The 19,786-nt window shown below is 73.3% G+C and carries 15 protein-coding genes and 1 pseudogene; 7 read left to right on the forward strand and 9 right to left on the reverse strand.

Going from position 1 to position 19,786, the window contains the following annotated elements; translation table 11 throughout:
• Window positions 1-33: 33 nt before the first annotated feature.
• Window positions 34-1,995 carry an acetoacetate--CoA ligase gene (locus tag KIS93_RS39650; RefSeq protein ID WP_080042834.1) on the forward strand — a complete coding sequence of 654 codons (1,962 nt, stop codon included), beginning with the start codon at window positions 34-36 and terminating at the stop codon, window positions 1,993-1,995.
• Here the strand turns inward: KIS93_RS39650 and KIS93_RS66040 are convergent.
• A complete protein-coding gene (locus KIS93_RS66040) occupies window positions 1,985-3,628 on the reverse strand; it encodes an alcohol dehydrogenase catalytic domain-containing protein (protein ID WP_230465575.1) in 1,644 nt (547 codons plus the stop codon). The genes KIS93_RS39650 and KIS93_RS66040 overlap by 11 nt on opposite strands.
• A 110-nt stretch (window positions 3,629-3,738) precedes the next feature.
• On the opposite strand from KIS93_RS66040, the gene KIS93_RS39660 reads away from it, so the two are divergent.
• Entirely contained in the window at window positions 3,739-4,716 is a 978-nt protein-coding gene (locus tag KIS93_RS39660) for an AraC family transcriptional regulator (protein ID WP_080042833.1), read from the forward strand.
• A 67-nt stretch (window positions 4,717-4,783) separates the two neighbouring features.
• Window positions 4,784-5,796: pseudogene (locus tag KIS93_RS39665) on the forward strand (IS5 family transposase).
• Window positions 5,797-5,815: 19 nt separating this feature from the next.
• Here the strand turns inward: KIS93_RS39665 and KIS93_RS39670 are convergent.
• The 3 genes from KIS93_RS39670 to KIS93_RS39680 all read right to left on the reverse strand — a co-directional run bounded on the left by KIS93_RS39670 (window position 5,816) and on the right by KIS93_RS39680 (window position 9,173).
• Window positions 5,816-6,814 (reverse strand): IS481 family transposase, encoded by a 999-nt coding sequence (locus tag KIS93_RS39670; RefSeq protein ID WP_080042832.1) that lies wholly within the window; start codon window positions 6,812-6,814, stop codon window positions 5,816-5,818.
• Window positions 6,815-6,939: 125 nt separating this feature from the next.
• Complete coding sequence (locus KIS93_RS39675) at window positions 6,940-7,599, reverse strand: response regulator (RefSeq protein WP_080042831.1); 660 nt, start codon at window positions 7,597-7,599, stop codon at window positions 6,940-6,942.
• Entirely contained in the window at window positions 7,596-9,173 is a 1,578-nt protein-coding gene (locus KIS93_RS39680) for a sensor histidine kinase (RefSeq protein ID WP_222107726.1), read from the reverse strand. Before KIS93_RS39680 ends, KIS93_RS39675 begins: the two co-directional genes overlap by 4 nt.
• Window positions 9,174-9,309: 136 nt before the next feature.
• On the opposite strand from KIS93_RS39680, the gene KIS93_RS39685 reads away from it, so the two are divergent.
• The 4 genes from KIS93_RS39685 (at window position 9,310) to KIS93_RS39700 (ending at window position 13,506) form a co-directional block, all read left to right on the forward strand.
• A complete protein-coding gene (locus KIS93_RS39685; RefSeq protein WP_080042830.1) occupies window positions 9,310-10,227 on the forward strand; it encodes an ATP-binding cassette domain-containing protein in 918 nt (305 codons plus the stop codon).
• A complete protein-coding gene (locus KIS93_RS39690) occupies window positions 10,224-11,747 on the forward strand; it encodes an ABC transporter permease subunit (RefSeq protein ID WP_080042829.1) in 1,524 nt (507 codons plus the stop codon). The genes KIS93_RS39685 and KIS93_RS39690 overlap by 4 nt, the downstream gene beginning before the upstream one ends.
• A gap of 77 nt (window positions 11,748-11,824) precedes the next feature.
• The gene (locus KIS93_RS39695) at window positions 11,825-12,790 is read left to right on the forward strand and encodes an ABC transporter permease (protein WP_246005410.1); all 966 of its coding nucleotides are present in this window, start codon (window positions 11,825-11,827) and stop codon (window positions 12,788-12,790) included.
• Window positions 12,791-12,807: 17 nt separating this feature from the next.
• On the forward strand, window positions 12,808-13,506 hold the full coding sequence (locus KIS93_RS39700) for a L,D-transpeptidase family protein (RefSeq protein ID WP_186404661.1): 699 nt from the start codon (window positions 12,808-12,810) through the stop codon (window positions 13,504-13,506).
• 1 nt (window position 13,507) lies between these two features.
• Here KIS93_RS39700 and KIS93_RS39705 read toward each other — a convergent pair whose 3' ends face one another.
• The 5 genes from KIS93_RS39705 to KIS93_RS39725 form a co-directional block, all read right to left on the reverse strand.
• Entirely contained in the window at window positions 13,508-14,938 is a 1,431-nt protein-coding gene (locus tag KIS93_RS39705) for an FAD-binding oxidoreductase (RefSeq protein ID WP_080042826.1), read from the reverse strand.
• Between the two features lie 129 nt (window positions 14,939-15,067).
• Window positions 15,068-16,642, reverse strand: a complete 1,575-nt coding sequence (locus KIS93_RS39710) for an NADH-quinone oxidoreductase subunit NuoF family protein (RefSeq protein ID WP_080042825.1) — start codon at window positions 16,640-16,642, stop codon at window positions 15,068-15,070.
• 67 nt (window positions 16,643-16,709) lie between these two features.
• Window positions 16,710-17,543 (reverse strand): hypothetical protein, encoded by an 834-nt coding sequence (locus tag KIS93_RS39715; protein ID WP_155128535.1) that lies wholly within the window; start codon window positions 17,541-17,543, stop codon window positions 16,710-16,712.
• A gap of 73 nt (window positions 17,544-17,616) precedes the next feature.
• On the reverse strand, window positions 17,617-19,125 hold the full coding sequence (locus tag KIS93_RS39720; protein WP_230465574.1) for a DUF1996 domain-containing protein: 1,509 nt from the start codon (window positions 19,123-19,125) through the stop codon (window positions 17,617-17,619).
• Window positions 19,122-19,769, reverse strand: coding sequence for a DUF4142 domain-containing protein (locus KIS93_RS39725; protein WP_080042823.1), 648 nt, complete (start codon window positions 19,767-19,769; stop codon window positions 19,122-19,124). Before KIS93_RS39725 ends, KIS93_RS39720 begins: the two co-directional genes overlap by 4 nt.
• Window positions 19,770-19,786 lie beyond the last annotated feature (17 nt).

The following is a 19,786-nucleotide window of genomic DNA, read 5'->3' on the forward strand; positions in this document are numbered from 1 at the left end:
ACATTCCCCCGAACGGGCGACAGGATGAGGCATATGGTTGCTGAGGGCGAGCTTCTCTGGGAGCCGAGCGAAGAGATCGTCGAGTCCGCCAGGCTGACCCACTACCTGCGCTGGCTGGGCCGGCCCGTCGACTACGAGGCCGCGTGGCGGTGGTCGGTGGATCAGCCCGCCGACTTCTGGACGTCGATCTGGGACTACTTCGAGGTGATCGGCGACCGCGGCGACGGGCCCGTGCTGTCGGGCGCGATGCCCGGGGCCACGTGGTTCGCCGGCGGCTCGCTCAACTACGCCGAGAACGCGCTGCGCCGCACCGGCGACGGCACCGCGGTCGTGTTCGTCTCCGAGGACGGCGGCCGGCAGGAGCTGACCTGGGACGAGCTGCGCGAAGAGGTCGCCAGGGTGCGCGCCGGCCTGGTCAGGCTCGGCGTCGGGCGCGGCGACCGGGTGGCCGGCTACCTGCCGAACATCCCGCAGGCCCTCATCGCGTTCCTCGCCACCGCCTCGCTGGGCGCGATCTGGTCGGCCGGCTCGCCCGACTTCGGGGTGCCGAGCATCGTCGACCGGTTCAAGCAGATCGAGCCCAAGGTGCTCATCGCCGTCGACGGCTACCTCTACAACGGCAAGAGCTACGACCGCTCGGCCGCGGTCAACGAGATCGCCGCCGAGCTGCCGTCGCTGCGGGCGACCGTGTGGATCCCGTACCTGGCGGCGGCCGAGGAGGGCCGCGCGCCCCAGCAGGCCGAGCCGGCGCCGGGGCACGCGCGCGAGCTGCCGCGCGGCGAGGTGATCGGCTGGGAGGGGCTGCGGGCCGAGGCGGGGCCGCTGGAGTTCGAGCGGGTGCCGTTCGACCACCCGCTGTGGATCCTCTACTCCAGCGGCACGACGGGGCTGCCCAAGCCGATCGTGCACGGGCACGGCGGCGTCGTGCTCGAACACCTCAAGTCGCTCGCCTTCCACCAGGACCTCGGCGAGGGCGATGTGTTCTTCTGGTACACCACCACGGGCTGGATGATGTGGAACTACCTCATCGGCGCCCTGCTGGTGGGGGCCGCGCCCGTGCTCTACGACGGGTCGGCCACCTATCCCTCACCGGCCGCGCTGTGGCGGATCGCCGCCTCCGAGGGCGTCACGTACTTCGGGGTCGGGGCGCCGTACATCATGGCCTCGCTCAAGGCCGGCATCCACCCCGAGGGGCTGGAGCGGCTGCGCGGGGTCGGCTCCACCGGGTCGCCGCTGCCGCCCGAGGGGTTCGCGTGGGTGGCCGCCGAGCTGCCGGGCGTGCCGATCGGGTCGTTCTCGGGCGGGACGGACGTGTGCACCGGCTTCGTCGGCGCCACCATGCTGCACCCGATCAGGGCGGGGATCATCCCGTGCCGGTCGCTGGGGGCGCGGGTGGAGTCGTACGACCCGCAGGGCAAGGCCGTCGTCGGCGAGGTGGGCGAGCTGGTGCTGACCCGGCCGATGCCGTCGATGCCGGTCATGTTCTGGAACGACCCCGGCGGCGAGCGCTACGCCGAGAGCTACTTCGACGTCTACCCCGGCGTGTGGCGGCACGGCGACTGGATCAAGATCAACGAGGACGGGAGCTGCGTCATCTACGGCCGCTCCGACTCGACGCTCAACCGCGGCGGCGTCCGCATGGGCACCAGCGAGTTCTACCGGGTCGTCGAACGCTTCGAGGAGATCGCCGACAGCCTCGTCATCGACACGGGCCAGCTCGGGCAGGAAGGGCGGCTGCTCCTGTACGTGACGCTCGCCGAAGGCGCCGAGCTGACCGAGACGCTGGAGCGCGGGCTCTGCGACGCGCTGCGCCAGGAGCTGTCGCCCCGGCACGTGCCGAACGAGATCCGCGTCGTCCCCGGCATCCCCCGGACGCTGTCCGGCAAGAAGCTCGAAGTGCCGGTACGCAAGATCCTGCTCGGCACGCCCGTCGAGGACGCCGCCAACCCCGACGCCATGGCCAACCCCGAGGTGCTGCGCCACTTCACCCCATGAGGAGGGTGACCTTGCCGCGCAGGTCGCCCGCCTCCGCCCTGCGGTGGACGCGGGGGAGGGCGGGCAGGGGGTGCGACTCGGAGATCTCGACCGTGAGCCCGCCCTCGTCGATCAGCGCGGCGAGGGCGGCCAGCTGGGCGGGGTCGTAACGCATCACGAAGTGGCCCTCGCCCCCGGCGATCGAGACGGTGACGGGGCTCCCCGGGGCATTCGTGGCCGGGATCAGGTTCAGGAGCACGTCCACGTCGGCGGGCAGCGGCGTCGTGGTGTAGTCGATCACCTCGTCGGCGCCGAGCCGGCGGACGGCGGCGGCGCTACGCGGGCTCGCCGTCGCGATCACGTGCGCGCCCGCCAGCCTGGCGAGCTGCACGGCGAACGTGCCCACCCCGCCACCCGCCCCGTTGACCAGCACCCGCCGGCCGGGCTCGACGCGGGCGTGCTCGTGCACCGCCTGCCAGGCGGTGAGCCCGGCCACGGGGACGGCCGCCGCGTCGGCCAGCGGGATGCTCCGGGGAGCCCGGGCCAGGACGCCCGCGGGCGCGACGACGTACTCGGCCGCCGCGCCGTCCACCATCCCGAACACCCGGTCACCCGCCGCCAGGTCACTGACGCCCGCGCCGGTCTCGACGACCGTGCCGGACACGTCCCAGCCGAGCGTGTGCGGCAGGCTCGCGCGGAACACCTCGGGCAGCAGCCCCGAGCGCAGGCCCACCTCCGACGGGTTGAACGCGGTCGCGGCCACCTCCACCAGCACCTCCCCAGGGCCGGGCCGCGGGACCGGCACCTCCTCGACGCGGATCACGGACGCGTCCCCGAACGCGTGGATCCGCGCCGCCCGCATGGCCGGCCGCGCACCGGGGCGCGGCCGCCGGAACGCCTCGGCGTGCTCCTCCACCCACTCCCGGAACGAACGCGGGGCGGCCTTCGTGACGTCCTCGACCGCCGGCGTGACCGGCGCCGGCCGGCGCGCCAGCTCCGCCTGGGCCCGCAGCACCTCCTCCACCGCGCCGGCCGGCCAGCCCCCGGCCAGCAGGGCGGTCCTGGCCAGTTCGGGCGCCTGCTCCTCCCACCGCACCGGGATCCCGGTCACCTCGGAGACGATCCGCACCTGGTCCTCCTGGGACAGCGTCTCGGGGCCGGTCAGGGTGTGGGCCGCGCCGTGGTGCCCGGCGTCCAGCAGCGCCCGGACGGCCACGGCCGCGACGTCCCGCTCGTGCACCACCGGCTGGCCCGCCGCCCCGTGCGCGCCCCGCACCACGCCCGCCCGCACCTGCCGGGCCCACCGCAGCGCGTTGGCCGCGAAGGCGTGCGGGCGCAGCAACGTCCACGTGCCCGCCGCCTCCTCGACCAGCCGCTCGACCTCGCGCTCGGACGCGCGCCGCGCCGCCGACGACAGGTAGACCACGTGCCGCCCCGCCAGCGCCCGCAGCACCTCGCGCGCGCCGTCGGCGGTGGCGAACGGCCACACCAGCAGCACCGACGTCACCCCGTCCAGCGGCGGCAACGTCGCCGGGTCACGCAGGTCGCCGTCCTTCCCGCTCAGGGCGACCGCCTCGGCCCCGGCCTCCCGCAGCAGCGCCACCGCGTGCCGCCCCACCGTGCCGGTCGCCCCGGTCACCAGAATCCGTCCCATGCCTGCTCTCCTCTCGTCCGCAGGACCACCGTAGAGAGGGGCGGCGAGATGGCCAATGCGTTCCCATCTCGCATTCATACGTCAGCGTCTTCCACGCTAGAGTGCGCCGTATGGACGTGCTCAGCGACGTGATCGCCGTCATGCGCACCGGCCGGCCCCGGTCGGCCCGCGTCGAGTGGCGCGCCCCCTGGGGGCAGCGGTTCCCGGCGGCGCCCGGGTCGGCCGGGTTCCAGGTGGTGCTGCGCGGGGCGGCCTGGCTGCTGCCGCCCGACGGGCCGCCGGTCGCGCTGTCCGCCGGAGACGTGCTGTTCTTCCCGCGCGGGCACGGCTACGCCATGGCTGACAGCCCGTCCACGCCGGTCACCGAGCCGCAGTGCGACCCGTACACCGACGAGAGCGATTTGTTCGCCTCGGCCTCGATCGACTCAGCCTCGATCGACGGGCAGGGCGGCCCGGCCACGGTGCTGCTGTGTGGCGGCTACCGGCTCGACCCGAGCCGGGCGCACCCGCTCCTGCGCGACCTGCCCGACCTCATCCACCTGCCGGCCGCGCCCGGGCTGCACTCCGGGGTGCGGGCCGCGGTCGAGCTGCTGGGCGCCGAGATCCACCAGCCGGGGCTGGGCGCCGACACGATCGTGTCGTCCCTGCTCGACATGCTCCTGCTCTACATCCTGCGGGCCTGGTTCGCCGCCGAGCACGGGCACTGCGAGGTCACCGGCTGGGCCGCCGCCCTGGCCGACCCGGCCGTCAGCGCGGCCCTCGACGCCATGCACCGCGACCCCGCCCGTCCCTGGTCAGTGGCCGAGCTGGGGGCGCGGGCCGGGCTGTCGCGGGCCGCGTTCGCGCGCCGGTTCACCACGCTCGTGGGGCAGCCGCCGCTGGCGTACCTGACCTGGTGGCGGCTGTCCAGCGCGGGCCGGCTGCTGCGGGAGACGGACGCGCCGCTCAGCGAGATCGCCGCCCAGGTCGGGTACGGCTCGGAGTTCGCCTTCGCCAACGCCTTCAAGCGTGAGTACGGCGTGGCACCCGGCAAGTACCGCCGCACGGCCTGCCCGCCTCCGGTGGCGGCCCCCGCGATGGAGCACTAGGAGTTGTTTGGGGTTCGGATCTTGGCTAGGTCGACGCTGGGCTGGCTGTGGCTGGTAGAACTCCGATGTGGCGCGCTTTGATGTGACCGATGCCGAGTGGGCGTTGATCGAGCCGCATCTGCCGGTGGCGGCTACCGGGCCGCTGCCACGGCGGATGCGTGAGCAGTTCAATGGGATCTTGTGGCGGTTCCGGACGGGGTCGGGCTGGCGTGACGTGCCGGAACGCTATGGGCCTTGGTCCACGGTGTACTCCCGGTTCAACAACTGGGCCAATGCCGGGGTGTTCCAGGGGTTGATGGAGGCGTTGATTGCCGAGGCCGCAGCGCGCGGGCAGGTGGGACTGGAGCTGGTCAGCGTGGATTCCACGATCGTGCGGGCGCATCAGGAGTCGGCCGGGCTGGCGGTGGCCGGGGAGACCTTGGATGCGCTGGAGCAGGCGCTGACCGAGGAAAAGGGGGCTCCGTTGGCGGAGCAGCCGCCGGTGCTGCGGGTGATGCGCCCCAGGCCGCACCCGAGGCCGGCACGTCACCGCCGCACGAGCGCGCCACTGTCCGGCGACGCCGTAAGGCGCGGGCGGAGGCGGCCGCGCTCGGCCGATCCCGGGGCGGGCTGAGCAGCAAGATTCATGCCGCGGTCGATGCCGCCGGGCTACCGCTGGTGTTCGTGCTCACGCCCGGCCAAGCTGCCGACTGCCCGCGGTTCACCGCCGTGCTGGACAAGATCCGGGTGGCCGGGCCGGTGGGCAGGCCCCGGACCCGCCCGGCTGCGGTGGCCGCGGACAAGGCCTATTCCTCCAAGGCCAACCGCGCCTATCTGCGTCGCCGCCGGATCCGCGCGGTCATCCCGGAGAAGAGCGACCAGCAGGCCAACCGGAAGAAGAAGGGGTCGGCCGGTGGGCGGCCCATCACCTTCGATCCGCAGCGTTACCGGCAACGCAACACCGTCGAACGCTGCTTTCAAAAGATCAAGACCTGGCGTGGCCTGGCCACCCGCTACGACAAAGCCCCGGAAAGCTACGAGGCGGGGCTCTACCTCCGGGGCTCGACCTTGTGGTTAAGACTCCTTACCTCGACCACATGATCCGAACTCCAAACAGCTCCTAGCTGTTCTGTCCCGTGAGGTTGGGTACGCGGCTGGCGGGTGGCAGGCCGTTCAGCGCGGTGTGTCCGCGGTGGTGGTTGTAGGCGTGTAGCCAGGCCGGCAGGGCGGCGCGGCGTTCGGCTTCTGAAGTGTAGGGCTGGGCGTAGGCCCACTCGTCGAGCAGGGTGCGGTTGTAACGTTCGGCCTTGCCGTTGGTCTGGGGCCGGTAGGGGCGGGTGCGCTTGTGCGTGATGCCCGCCTTGGTCAGGGTCTCGCGCCAGAGGCGAGAGCGGTAGCAGCTGCCGTTGTCGGTGAGCACCCGGCGCACGGTGATGCCGTGACCGGTGAAGAAGGCCTGGGCGCGCTGCCAGAACGCGGTGGCGCTTTGCTTGGTCTCGTCGGGCAGGATCTCGGTGTAGGCCAGGCGGGAGTGATCGTCGATGGCGTTGTGCAGGTAGCCGTAGCCGAGGTTGGGGCGGCCGTGGTGGGTGCGGGGCCGGTCCGGGTCGCGGTGGGCGGAACTGTTGCGTCCGCCCGCCTGCCGGCCGTGCGCCTTGTGGCCGCCGCCGTCGGGGATGTTGCCCAGTTTCTTGATGTCGACGTGGATCAGGTCGCCGGGCGCGGGGTGTTCGTAGCGGCGGATGGTCCGGCCGGTGGCGCGGTCGAGATGGGTCAGGCGGGTGAGCCGGTAGCGGGTCAGCACGCGGTGCACGGTGGAGGGGTGCAGGCCGAGGAGGTAGGCGATGCGGGCCGGCCCCCATCGGCGCAGCAGTCGCACTTTGATGATGCGTCGCTCGGTGCGGGTGGGGGTGCGGCGGGGGCTGTGGTGCGGGCGTGAGGAGCGATCGGACATGCCTGCCGCTCCGCACTGCCGATAGCGGCCGGCCCAGCGCCGTGCGGTGGTGACGGCGACCTGGAAGCGTTCGGCGGCACGACGCAGTGGCCAGCCGTCCTCGACAACACAGCGGGCCAGGCGCAGGCGTCCGAGTTCGGTCAGCGGCGCGTTACGGTGGGGCATGAGGGCCTTTCTGGTTGGTGTGCAGATGTCGCAATCCACACCAAACCGAAGGCCCTCACCCATTCACAAGATCATCGATGTCGTGTCGGCCGTACTCAACCTCTGTGGGCAGTACAACTAGCCGGTCAGCCGCGTTCGCCGGGAACGACCAGCCCCGACTCGTACGCGGTGACGACCGCCTGGGTCCTGTCGCGCAGGCCGAGCTTGTTCAGCACGCGGCTCACGTGCGTCTTCACCGTCTCCTCGGTCACCACCAGCCGGTCGGCGATCTCCAGGTTCGACAGGCCCTCGGCCACCAGCCGCAGGACCTGGGTCTCGCGCGGGGTGAGCGCCGACAGGCCCGCGTCCGGGCGGCCCCGCCGGGCCGGCAGGCGGGCGAACTCGCTGATCAGGCGGCGGGTGACGGCCGGGGCCAGCAACGCGTCCCCTGCGGCGACCACGCGGACGGCGTCGAAGAGGCGCTCGGCCGTGACGTCCTTGAGCAGGAAGCCGCTGGCGCCCGCGCGCAGGGCGTCGTAGACGTACTCGTCGAGGTCGAACGTGGTCAGGATGAGCACCCTCGGCCCGCCAGGCCCGGCCAGCACCCGCGTGGCCTCGATGCCGCTCATGGCCGGCATGCGGACGTCCATCAGCACGACGTCCGGCGACCGCTCCCGGCACACCCGCACCGCCTCCGCCCCGTCGGGGGCGGTGCCGACGACCTCGAAGTCCGGCTGCGTGTCCAGCAGCTCGGCGAACCCCGTGCGGACCACCAGATGATCGTCGGTGATGACGACGCGGATCACGAGGCGTCCCTGCCGGGCAGGCGGGCCTCGACCAGGAACCCGCCGCCGGGCGCCGCCCCGGTGCGCAGCTCCCCGCCGACGGCCGCCGCCCGCTCCCGCATGCCGGCCACCCCGTGCCCGCCACCCGTGCCGACCGGCTCGTGCCCGCCGTCCGCGCTTGGGCCGCCTGGCTCCAGGTGCGGCGGGCCGGGGCCGTTGTCGCGGATGAGGAGGTGGAGGGTGTCGCCGGTGTAGTCGAGCTCCACGTCCACCGCCGCCCCCGGCGCGTGCCGGCGGGCGTTGGTGAGCGCCTCCTGGACGATCCGGTACGCGGCCAGCTCCACACCCGGATCCAGCTCCACCGGCGCGCCCCTCAGGATCAGCCGGGTGCTGCTGCCCGACGCCTCGCGGGACTCGTCCAGCAGCTCGTTCAGCTCGTCCAGGCGCAGGCCGGGCTGCGGGCGCCAGGCCGGCTCCGCCTCCGCGTCCTCGCGCAGGACGCCGAGTAGCCGGCGCATCTCCGTCAGCGCCGCCCTGGCGGTGTCGCCGATCGCCAGCAGCCGCTCCGCCCCCGCCGCCGGCATGCCCGGGACGGCCAGCCGCGCCGTCTCGGCCTGGACGGCGACCATCGAGATGTGGTGGGCCACCACGTCGTGCAGCTCCCGCGCGATGCGGGCGCGCTCGCCCCGGGCCGTGTGCTCCAGCAGGCTGTCGGCGATGACCTGACGGGCGGCCGTGTCGGCCCTGGCCTGGTGGCGGGCGCGGCGGGCGATCCCGGCCAGCGCCGCCGCCGCGGCCAGGCAGCCGAGCAGCAGCGTCAACAGGCGTACCGGGCCCTCGGACGCGCCGCTCGCCTCCGCCACCACCGCCAGCACCGGGAACGGCGCGGTGAGCGCCACCGCCCGCCACGGCGGCCCGCCGAACCGGTAGGCGGCTATGAGCTGGGCGGCCAGCCCCGCGAAGGTGAAGGTGTGGAACGCGGTGACCGACAGCAGGCTCGCCCCCGTGACCAGGAGCCCGGCGGTGACCGGCTGGCCCCAAAGGAAGGCGAGCGGGAGGGTGGTGGCCAGGGCGAGCAGCGGGAGGACGACGGCCTGCGGGGTCGGCACGCCCGGCCCGCCGGTGCCGCGCGGCAGGTCACGCGGCTCGGACACGCCCCCGACCGGGGCACTCCGCGGGTCGAGGGCCGCGCGGCCGGGCTCGCCCCTCGTGTCGGCGCCCGGAGGCGCGGAAGCACCCGTAGTGTCGGCGCCCGGAGGCACGGAAGTGCCCGGGGTGTCGCCGCCCGGAGGCGCGGAAGTGCCCGTAGGGTCGGCGTCGGCCGAGGGTGACGGTATGGCCGGCGCCGGGACGGTCTCGGTGTCCGAGAGGGACAGGCCGGAGCCGGGCGGGGCCTGGGCGATCGCCTGGGCCAGACCCGCCAGGGTCAGCAGCGCGACGAGCACGAGCGGCGCGTACCGGGCCGCGGCGAGTCGCCGCACCGGCCGCGCCCACGCCCGGAACCGCCCGGACGTCCCGAGCCGCCGGACCGGCCGTGCCCACTGCCGGAGCCGCCGGACCGGCCGCGTCTCGTCCCGGTCGTACGCTCGCTCCACGGACCTCATTGTTTCCCCGCCACCCCTCACCTGGCATCCCTCCCAGGAGGGACGGGCGCTCCCGGGCACGAGTGAGGCCGAGGATCGCTCCTGGGCGTGACGACCGCCGGGGGCGCCGCTGCCTAGTGTCCTGGACATGGAAGCAACCATCGAAGTCGCCGGGCTGCGCAAGCACTTCGGCCGGACGACGGCGCTGGACGGGATGACGTTCACGGTGCTGCCCGGCCAGGTGACCGGGTTCGTCGGGCCGAACGGCGCGGGCAAGTCCACGACGATGCGCGTGGTGCTCGGCCTCGACGCCCCCGACGAGGGGCACGCGCTCGTGGGCGGCCGGCCGTACCGGAGCCTGCGGCGCCCGCTGGCGCACGTCGGCGCGCTGCTCGACGCGGGCGCGCTGCAGCCGGCCCGGACGGCGCGCGACCACCTGCTGTGGCTGGCGCACTCGCAGGGGCTGGGGGCGGGGCGCGTGGACGAGGTGCTGGCGCTGGTGGGGCTGGAGGAGGTGGCGCGGCGCCGGGCCGGCGGGTTCTCGCTGGGCATGCGGCAGCGGCTGGGGATCGCCGCCGCGCTGCTGGGGGATCCGCCGGTGCTCATGCTGGACGAGCCGTTCAACGGGCTGGACCCGGAGGGCATCGTGTGGATCCGCGGGCTGCTGCGCTCGCTGGCGGCGGAGGGGCGGGCCGTGCTGGTGTCCAGCCATCTGATGAGCGAGCTGGAGGACACGGCCGGCCATCTCGTGGTGGTGGGGCGCGGCCGGGTGGTCGCGGACGTGGCGGTGTCGGAGCTGATCGCCGCGGCCTCGGCGGACCGGGTGACGCTGCGCACGGCGGACCGCTCGGCGGCCATGTCGGTGCTGGCGGGGGCCGGGGCGACGGTGGCGGCGAGCGAGCGGGACACGCTGGTCGTCTCCGGGATGGCCGCCGGGAGCGTGGTGCGGCTGCTCGGCGCGCACCAGGTGCCGTTCTCGGAGGTGAGCGCGCACCGGGCGACGCTGGAGGAGGCGTACCTGGAGCTGACCAGGGACGCCGTGGAGTTCAAGGGGGCGGCGCGATGAGCTTCCGCCACGTGCTGCTCGCGGAGTGGACCAAGCTCAGGACGGTACGCGGCTGGGTGGCGGGCCTGGTGGCCGTCAGCCTGGCGGTGATCGGGCTCGGCCTGCTCTTCGCCACCGGCAGCACCTCCTCGTGCAGCAAGGGCAAGGTGGAGGTGCCCTGCCCGACGCCGCCGCTGGGCCCCGACGGCACGGCGGTCGAGGACCGCTTCTACTTCGTCAGCATGCCGCTGGACGGCAACGGCTCCATCACCGCCCGGGTGAACTCGATGACCGGCCAGATCCGGCTGCCCGACGCCACGCCGGGCGTGCGTAACGTCGTCTCCGGCACGGTGCCGTGGGCGAAGGCCGGCCTCATGGTCAAGGAGAGCACCGAGCAGGGGGCCGCGTACGCGGCGGTGATGGTGACCGCCGCCCACGGCGTGCGCATGCAGCACGACTTCACCCACGACGTGGCGGGCGGCGCGCAGGGAGTGGCGTCAGGGAGGCCGCGCTGGCTGCGCCTGAGCCGCACCCAGGACACGATCACCGGCGAGGAGTCGCCCGACGGGAAGCGGTGGACCAAGGTCGGCACGGCCCGCCTGGAGGGGCTGCCCGCCAAGGTGCGGATCGGCCTGTTCGCCGCCTCGCCCGGGGACGTGCGCGTGGAGACCAACCCGCTCGGCGGCACCGCCGCGGCCGGCCGCTTCAGCGAGGTCACCGCGCTCGTGGACGAGGTCAGCGTGAGCGGCACGACGTCCGGCACCTGGGCCCAGAACGACATCGGCGTCGACTACGACGTGGACGGCACCCCGCACCACCCCGGCAGGCTCGTCAGGAGCGGCGGCACGTTCGCCATCACGGGGGTCGGCGACATCGCGCCCAACACGACCGAGGGCACCGTCGAGCGCACGCTGACCGGCCTGCTGATCGCGCTCGTCGTGGCGATCGTGGTCGCGGTGCTGTTCGTCACCGCGGAGTACCGGCGCGGGCTGATGCGCACCACGTTGCTGGCCAGCCCGCGGCGCGGCCGGGTGCTGGTGGCCAAGGCCGTCGTGGCGGGCGGGGTGACGTTCGTGGCGGGGCTCGTGGGGGCGGCCGTCACGGTGCCGCTCGCGGTGCGGATCCTGCGCGGCAACGGGATCTTCACGCTGCCCGTGGACCCGCTCACGCAGGTGCGGGTGGTCGCCGGCGCGGCGGGGGTGCTGGCGGTGTCCGCCGTGCTCGCCCTGGCGCTCGGCGCGCTCTTCCGGCGCAGCGCGCCCGCGGTCATCGTGGCGATCGTGGTGGTCGTGGTGCCGTACGTGCTGGCCACCGCGTCCATCCTGCCCGACGAGGTGGCGCGGTGGCTGCTGCGGGTGACGCCGGCGGCCGGGTTCGCGATCCAGCAGAGCGTGCCCGCGTACGAGCACGTGATCTCGCACTACGTGCCCGCCATGGGGTACTTCCCGCTGCCGCCGTGGGGCGGGTTCGCGGTGCTGTGCGCGTACGCGGCCCTGGCGCTCGGCCTGGCCGTGCGCCGCCTGAACGGGAGGGACGCGTGAGACGCGAGCCGGATGCCGAGCTGGACGGGGAGACGCGTGAGACGCGAGCCGGAGGCCGAGTTGGACGGGGGAGACGCGTGAGGCGGGAGCTGCATGCCGAGTGGACCAAGCTGCGCACGGTGGCCGGGCCCGGTTGGTTGCTGCTGGGGATCGTCGTGCTGACCGTGGCGGGCAGCGCCGCCGCGGCCGGTGCGATGGAGTGCCCCTCGCCGGGGTGCGGGCAGGACGCGACCCGGATCGGCCTGTTCGGGGTCCAGCTCGGGCAGGGGCTGGTGGCGCTGCTGGCCGTGGTGGCGGTGTGCGGCGAGTACAGCACGGGCATGATCCGCACCACCCTGATCGCGATGCCGCGCCGGACGGCCGCGCTGGCCGCCAGGACGGGCCTGCTCGCCGGGCTGGCGCTGGCCGCCGGGACGCTCGGCGTGCTCGGCTCCCTGCTGGTGGCGCGGCTGCTGCTGCCGGGTAACGGCTTCACGCCCGAGCACGGCTACCCGCCGCTGTCGCTCGCCGACGGGCCCACGCTGCGGGCGGCGGCCGGGTCGGTGCTCTATCTCGGGCTGGTCGCCGTGCTGAGCGCGGGGGTGGCGACGGCGGTACGGGACTCGGCGGTGGCGGCGGGGGCCGTGCTGGGGCTGCTCTACCTCTTCCCGGTGATCGTCCTGATGATCAGGAACGAGGACGTGCAGCGCCTGCTCTGGCGGATCTCGCCCATGAACGCCGGCCTGGCCGTCCAGGCCACCACGAGCCTGCCCACCATGCCGATCGGCGCGTGGGCGGGGCTCGGCGTGGCCGCCGCGTGGGCGGGGCCGCGCTGCTGTGCGGCGGGTGGCTGCTCCGCAACCGGGACGCCTGAAGCGGCAGGCCGCTGCTCCGCGGGCGGGACGACTGAGGCGGCGGGTCGTCGAGCGGCGGCCGTCTGCCCCTGCGCGGACGAGACACCTAAATACGAAATACCCGATTTTGGCGGGATCCGGTTATTAGCCGGGGCTTTGCTTGATAAAAGCCATGAATTCTCGGCGGTGCGGGTAGGCGTTGATTTATGAGGATAAAGCTTCAAACAATGGCCGCCCTTGGTGTCGTGGCCGCCGCCGTCTGCGCATTCCCGGCCCCCGCCTTGGCCGACCACACGGACCAGGTCGCGTACACGGAAGGGGTCGTGCTGAAGCCCGGAGACCGGGGCGAGGCCGTCAAGGTGCTCCAGGAGCGGCTGCACCGCGGCCGCTACTACTTCGGCAAGATCAACGGCGTCTACGACGACCAGACCAAGATGGCCGTGTGGTCGCTGCAGAAGCACCGCAGGATGATGCCGCAGGGCGAGGTGGGCCCGAAGGTGTGGTCGGCGCTGGACCGCACGGCGCGCCGGCGCCCCCTGGTGCCGAACGGCGGCGCGAACCGGGTGGAGATCAGCCTGCGCGACCAGCTCCTGACCGTCTACCGCGACCGCAAACCGGCCCTGATCACGCACATCTCCTCGGGCGCCGAGGTGCGCTACTGCGAGGACGGCCGTTGCGGCAACGCCATCACCCCGGTCGGCGACTTCCGCGTGTCGCGGCGGGCGCCGGGCTGGACGGTCGGGCGGCTCGGGTCGATGTACAACTCGCTGTACTTCGTGGGCGGCATCGCCATGCACGGCTCGACGAAGGTGCCGCTGCGCCCCGCCTCGCACGGGTGCGTCCGGGTGCCGCTGACGACGTCCAAGCGGCTGTTCGAGATGGTGAAGGTGGGCGAGCCGGTCTACGTGCGCGGCTCGATCATGTGACCTACAGGCCCTGCGGGAGCCGGAAGAGGCGGTTCGGGTCGTAGGTGGCCTTCACCTCCGCCAGCCGCTCGGCGTTCGGCCCATAGTACGAACTTCGCCAATTACTCAGATCCGGGTCGATGTAATTCACGTAGGCGTGGTCACCGAAATAGCCGGCCATGTCGCCGTGCAATTGCCGCAACCACCTCCGATCCGTCCCCTTCGCGTAATACTGCACGCTGAAAAGCGCCGCCCGATGCGGGAACGCGGTGGCCGACGGGGCGACCCGGCCGATGGCGCCGCCCATGGCGTCCAGCAGCACCGAGTGCCGCCCGCCGCGCGCCACGCCGTCCACCAGCACCCGCACGCCCTTCGCGGGCAGCCGCCGGTAGGCCAGGTGCGACTTGGCGGCGAACGTCTCCCTCCGCATCCGCCGGCACTCCGACACCGGCATCGACGCGCACCCGCCCATGATCTTCATCGCGTCGAGGTAGGAGGCCGTGCGCACCGAGCGGGACGACGGCCGGCCGGCCCGCTCGACGAACGGGGCCAGCAGCCGCTCCAGCGCGGCGCGGCCGCCCGTGTGCACGCCGACCACCGCCACGTCCAGGTCGCGCTCCTCGCGGCCCAGGTGCAGGGAGGACCACAGCTCGTCCGGCGCGGACGGCGCCCACGCCTGCCACGCCTTCACCACCGCCCCGGCCCTGGCCCACGGCCAGTGCAGGAAGAACACGGTGAGGTCGCTCGCCTGATGCGTCCTGAACGTGAACGACACGGCCACGCCGAAGTTGCCCCCGCCGCCGCCCCTGCTGGCCCAGTAGAGCCCGGCGTGGTGGCGGGCGTCGCACGTCAGCACCCGGCCGTCGGCCGTGACGAGCCGCACCGACTCCAGGACGTCGCAGGTGAGCCCGTACTTCCTGGACACCACGCCGATGCCGCCGCCCAGCGCGAGCCCGGCGATGCCGACCGTCGGGCAGGAGCCCGCGGGGATGCTCACGCCGTGGCGGGCGAGCCGGTCGTAGACGTCGATGAGCTTGGCCCCCGCGCCGACCGTGGCCCGGCCGGAGGCGTAGGCGACGCGGTTCATCCTTGAGACGTCGATCACCAGGCCGGTGCCGGTGGACCAGCCCGCGTAGGAGTGGCCGCCCGACCTGCTGGTGACCGGCACCCCGTGGGCCCGCGCGAACGCCAGGGACGCCGAGACGTCCGCCGCGCTCGCGCAGTACGCCACCGCCTGCGGCCGGACGCCGTCGAAGGCCGGGTTGTTGAGGCGGCGGGCGGCGGCGTACCCGGCGTCGCCGGGCAGCACGAGCGTGCCCGCCAGCCGCCCCCGCAACCTGGACCAGTCAGGCGGCGGCGTCACACCGGCCCCGGATCCAGCGGCCCGAGCGGGCAGCGCGAGAGGCGCCAGCGGCGCGAGCGCGGCGGCGTGCAGAAAGGCCCGGCGGTCCATGGCGCCTCCCCCGAGATCGTGGTGACCTCTCGTGAGACGCGCGGCAGGTCCGCCGGGTTCGTCACATTTCCCTGCCGATCACGCACGTGCCCTGCCGATCACGCGCGCGATGCCGATCATGCCCGCCGATCACGCGCGGGCGATGCCGACGCGGCCGAGTCGCGGCACGCTCTCTCCCGCCTTCTTCAGCACGCCGTCCTTGACCAGCCGCAGCGGCCGGCCCGCGGGTTTCGGCTCGCCGCCGTGGTCGCCGCCGTTCGTCTGGGCCAGCCGCAGGGCCAGCGCGGGGCACATGTCGACGGCCCGCCGCGCCTCCTTCGCCATGAAGCCGGGGATCTTGCGGAACGACGGGAACCCGTAGTCGTCCAGGTCCACGAACTCCGGGAGCAGGTGGGCGCACAGCCCGTGCCCGGCGCAGCGGGACCAGTCGACCTCCAGCCGGTACTCGGGCTCGGCCTCGCGCTCCGGCATCGGCAGCACCCCGCGCACGGGGCGGCCGCACGAGCCTTGCTCCAGGTGCTGGGCGATCTCGACCTCGAACGCGTCCAGCGCCGACAGCACGAACTTGGCCGTGCCGTCGGGGTGGAAGCAGGCGCCGCGCCGCTCGACACCGCGCACGCAGCGCCGTACCGCGTCGACCGAGCCGGTGCCCTCGACCAGCGCGTACATGGCCTTGGCGATGTCGGGCAGGCCGAGCCGGCACGGCCCGCACTGGCCCGCGGACTCGGCCGCGAGGTAGGCGGCGACCCGGGCGGCCTCGCCCAGGGCGCAGGTGGACTCGCCGAGCGGGACGATGATCCCGGCGCCGAGCGTGGCGCCGGCCTGCTTCATGCCCTCGCGGGAGAGCACGGCCGTCTCGACGACGTCCGCCGACAGCCAGGCGCCGTGGTAGCCGCCGATGAGCACGCCGTCGCCGATGTCGGCCTCGCAGAGGCCGAGCACGTCCGACAGGTACGTGCCGGTCGGCGCCTCGATGACCGCTCCGTGGGCGGCGCCGCCGCTGACGGTGAGCAGGATCGTGCCGGGCTCCTTGGCGGTGCCCACCTCGGCGTACTTCTCGGGCCCGTACTCGGCCAGCAGGGCGAACTGCGCGTACGTCTCCGTGTTCGACAGCAGGGTGGGCAGCCCGTCCACGCCGCTGGTCGCGGCCCGCTTCTTCCTGCCCGGCGGGATGCCCTCCTCCCCGTTCACGGCCTTGACGAGCGCGCCGCCCTCGCCGGAGATGAACCGCTCCTTGATCCCGACCACCCTGATCGGGACCCGGCTCTCGGCCCCGCCGGAGACGTTGGCGGCGCGGCGCTCGTTGACGGCGGCGGTCACGGACGCCTCGGCGACCTCGCCGCCGGCCGTGGCGACGACCACCTCGCGGGCGCCGAGCGCCTCGGCCGCCAGCACGGCGCCGTCCAGCACCAGGTGGGGGTTGCGGGTGAGGAGCATGGCGTCCTTGGAGCTGGCGGGCTCGCCCTCGGCGCCGTTGACGAGCACGACGCACTCGCCGCCGGAGCGGGCCGCGTCGGCCACGGCGCGCAGCTTGCGGGCGAACGGGAACGCCGCGCCGCCGCGGCCGCGCATGTCCACCTCGTTGGCGTACGAGATGAGCTCGCCCAGCTCCCTGGGCTCCACGAGGCCGTGAAGCGTGCGGTGGGCGGGCAGGTCGAGACGACGGCAGTGGTCCAGCCCGGCGGTCAGCCGGGCCGGACCCATGCGTAACACCCGTGGCACTCTGGCCGGAATCACAGTCGCTCCTTGGGACGTGCGGGCAGGACGGTGGTCATCCTGCCTCCCGGTATCTGCGGCGGGCCTCGGCGAGGCTCACGGGCGCCTTGACGGCTGCCGCCCCGGCCGCGACCGGAGCCTTCTGCGTGACCTTCTGCGGGCGTTCCGCGGGCACGCCCACGGTGACGGGAGCGGTCACCGCCGGCCCGACGACCTGTTCGGGTACGATCGGCGGCCGCCGCAGCGTCGCCAGCACCCGGACGACCAGCGCGCCGCCGACCGCCGCCATGCTGGCCACGTACGACCAGGCCACCCAGCCGGCCGGCGGGCGGCCGGCTGTCAGTCCGTGCATGATGCCGACCGGCCAGGCCAGGTACGCGGCGGAGTGGAGGATCCGCCACATCCACGGCCTGGTCCGCGTCGCGAACCGCCCCCTGAGCATTCCCGTCACCACGGCCACGACCATCAGGTCGAAGGCCAGGGTGCCGAGCCCCACGTAGACGCCGGCGATCGGCACGACCGCGGCCCCCGCCGGCACGTGCCCGAGACTGATCATGAGGGTGATGTGCGTGATCAGGTACGCCAGCCCGATGAGCGCGGTGGCCTTGTGGGCGAGCTGTGCCCTGACCCGGTTGGCCGGTGACAGGAAGACACGTTCGGTGGTGAGCAGGCCGAGCGCGACGGTCGCGGTCAGCAGCACCAGGGCGAACACGCCCGCGTAGAACTCGAGGAAGCCGACCCCTCGGCCGAGCAGCGCGATCCCGCGTTCCGTCCTGGTCAGCGCGAACACTGACAGCACGACGGCGGCGACGGAGGCGCTGGCCCCCAGCCGGACGTTCCTGGTGTCCAGCAAGGTGGGGGCGTGCCTGGGGTGTCGTCTGTGGAGCATCTATTTCCCTCCAAGGTCGGGTGAGGGTGCGACTCGGAGAGCTGCGTTGCCTTTTGAGGGGCGAACGGTCAGGTCAGCAACGGCGTCCGCGGTTGATGCATGAGACGACGAACTGCATCAGCCGGTCGGGCATCACGTTGGCGAAGTCACCGTGGTCGGTGACGGGGTTGTGCTTCTGTTCCGGGAAGGCGTCCACGGCGTACGAGGGACCCTGCGGCACGGTGTACGCGAGTGTCATGCGTAGCTGCGGAATCGCCCTGGTGCCCTGGGGGCAGGCACCACCCTGGCCGGGGAAGACCACGTGCGTGCGGTGATTGGCGCTGTCGGTGTTCTGACCGTCCCAGCAGCTGGGGAAGTCCAGAATACGGAGGACCTGGCTGCCGCGCGGGCAAAGCGTGTATTTGTCGGGACTTATGCGATTTTGGAATCCCGAGCAGCTCCAGCCGGCCTTGGCGTTGGCCGCGCCGTTCGTGGCCGCCTTGGCGTCACCGGTGATGATCCGCAGGAACCTCGGCATCGCGACCACCCGGGAGGCGGCGTTCCCGCGGAACTGCAGCGTCACCGAGCGGGCCCGCAGCACCTGACCCACGTTCCCGTCCGGGTCGTCGACGTTCTGGTCCACCTTGCGGTCCCTGAGCACGGGCCAGAAGTACGTGGACCTGTCGTTCAACCGGCAGGTCGTGCCCGCCGCCGCCAGGCTCTCGTCGGTGGAGAACGCGTCCGTCGACACGTTGCCCACGTAGTCGTGCAGGTGGTGCGCGCCGTTGCTCACGCCCGGGGCGACGATGAAGTTGTCCGGGTTGTTGTGGCCGTTACGGTTGGTGCCGCACTGGGAGACGAACGTGCCGCGCGAGCCGTTCCGGCCGGTGCGCGCGTTGTCGTTCACCGGCGCGACCTGGCGGATGTCCACGAAGTCCTCGGGGAACGGGCCCAGGTCGGCGCACTCCTCCTCGCCGGCGCCCGTACCGGTGGGCGAGGGCGAGGCGGTGGGCGACGCGCTCTGCGACGGCCCGCCGCCGTTGCCGCCGGGGCTCTGGGACTGGCTGGGGCTCGGGCTGGGCGAGCGGGTGGACTGGCCGCCGTTGCCACCGTTCCCGCCGTTGCCGCCGCGCCGGCGCGAGAACGTGTTCGCGGTCTCCTCCGGCGTGGCCTGGGGGTCGTCCGCCTGGTCGCCGTTGCCTGAGTCGGCCGAGTCGGGGGAGTCGGGGGACTGCGCGGGGTCGAGCAGCGCGACGCCGCCGCCCTGGGGGGCCTGCTGGTCGTCCTGCTGCCCCTGATCCTGCTGCTGGCCCTGCTGGTCGTTCTGCTGGTCGTTCTGCTGGCCCTGTTGCTGGCCTTGGTCCTGCTGCTGCCCCTGGTCCTCCTGCTGCCCCTGCTGATCGTTCTGCTGGTCCTGCTGCCGGCCCTGGTTCCGGTTGCGGTTCTGCTGCTGGGTCTGGCTCGCCTGAGGTGACTGACCGGCCTCCGCCGGATCGCAGTGGTCGGCCAGAACCGGGCCGACGCCGATGACGGCCGCCGACACCAGGCCACCCGCGACCACCGCCATGGTGGTCACGGCCGCGGCCATGCGTCTGGATCTCATGATGTCTGTCTCCTCTTTTCGACCGCCAGTGCGACGGGTGGAGCGGGTGAGGGCGCCGGCGGCTCGGGCAACTGGTTGTGGTCGACCAGACCGGTGGACTCCAGGTAACTCATGTGGCGCATCACGTAGTTGATGCCTTCCTGGGCGAACTTCCTGATCTCGGAGTTGCGCGTCCCGGCCCGTACGCCCGCCACGACGGTGAAGACCTTGCCGTGCGCGGCACGCAACAGGTTCGCGAAGTCCTTGTCGAAGGCGGGCCCGCTCTCGGCCGCGAGCTGGGCCATCCAGCTCTGCTGGTCGGCGTTGGGCTCGTCGGGCAGCGCCACGCCGAGCTTCTTCGCGGTCTGGCGGGTGATCAGGTCGAGATCCTTGTGCTCTTCCATGATCAGCTTGCCGACTTCCTTGACACGCTGGGACTCGGCGCGGGTCTGGGCGTACTCGCCGGCGGGCATCTCCCAGAGGCCCGCCTGACGCACCTTGATCAGCAGATCGCGGTCGGCGGCCGTGAGCGGCCCCGACGAGGTCTGCGTCCACTGGGCGGCCGCGGGATCGATCGCCGGCGGCATGACCAGCGCGATCGTCACGGCGGCGGCCAGAACGAAGCCGCCGAGCATGAACAACTCGCCGCGCAAAAGCCTGTGCATGGTCGGAGGTACGCGGC

It is taken from the genome of [Actinomadura] parvosata subsp. kistnae (assembly GCF_900323885.1).
Classification (GTDB): domain Bacteria; phylum Actinomycetota; class Actinomycetes; order Streptosporangiales; family Streptosporangiaceae; genus Nonomuraea; species Nonomuraea composti.

Coding starts and splice junctions, on each gene's coding strand:
- KIS93_RS39715 (WP_155128535.1), bottom strand. CDS start 17,543: ATGCTCCACAGACGACACCCCAGGCACGCCCCCACCTTGCTGGACACC.
- KIS93_RS39660 (WP_080042833.1), top strand. CDS start 3,739: ATGGACGTGCTCAGCGACGTGATCGCCGTCATGCGCACCGGCCGGCCC.
- KIS93_RS66040 (WP_230465575.1), bottom strand. CDS start 3,628: ATGGGACGGATTCTGGTGACCGGGGCGACCGGCACGGTGGGGCGGCAC.
- KIS93_RS39705 (WP_080042826.1), bottom strand. CDS start 14,938: ATGGACCGCCGGGCCTTTCTGCACGCCGCCGCGCTCGCGCCGCTGGCG.
- KIS93_RS39725 (WP_080042823.1), bottom strand. CDS start 19,769: ATGCACAGGCTTTTGCGCGGCGAGTTGTTCATGCTCGGCGGCTTCGTT.
- KIS93_RS39720 (WP_230465574.1), bottom strand. CDS start 19,125: ATGAGATCCAGACGCATGGCCGCGGCCGTGACCACCATGGCGGTGGTC.
- KIS93_RS39670 (WP_080042832.1), bottom strand. CDS start 6,814: ATGCCCCACCGTAACGCGCCGCTGACCGAACTCGGACGCCTGCGCCTG.
- KIS93_RS39700 (WP_186404661.1), top strand. CDS start 12,808: ATGGCCGCCCTTGGTGTCGTGGCCGCCGCCGTCTGCGCATTCCCGGCC.
- KIS93_RS39690 (WP_080042829.1), top strand. CDS start 10,224: ATGAGCTTCCGCCACGTGCTGCTCGCGGAGTGGACCAAGCTCAGGACG.
- KIS93_RS39710 (WP_080042825.1), bottom strand. CDS start 16,642: ATGGGTCCGGCCCGGCTGACCGCCGGGCTGGACCACTGCCGTCGTCTC.
- KIS93_RS39685 (WP_080042830.1), top strand. CDS start 9,310: ATGGAAGCAACCATCGAAGTCGCCGGGCTGCGCAAGCACTTCGGCCGG.
- KIS93_RS39650 (WP_080042834.1), top strand. CDS start 34: ATGGTTGCTGAGGGCGAGCTTCTCTGGGAGCCGAGCGAAGAGATCGTC.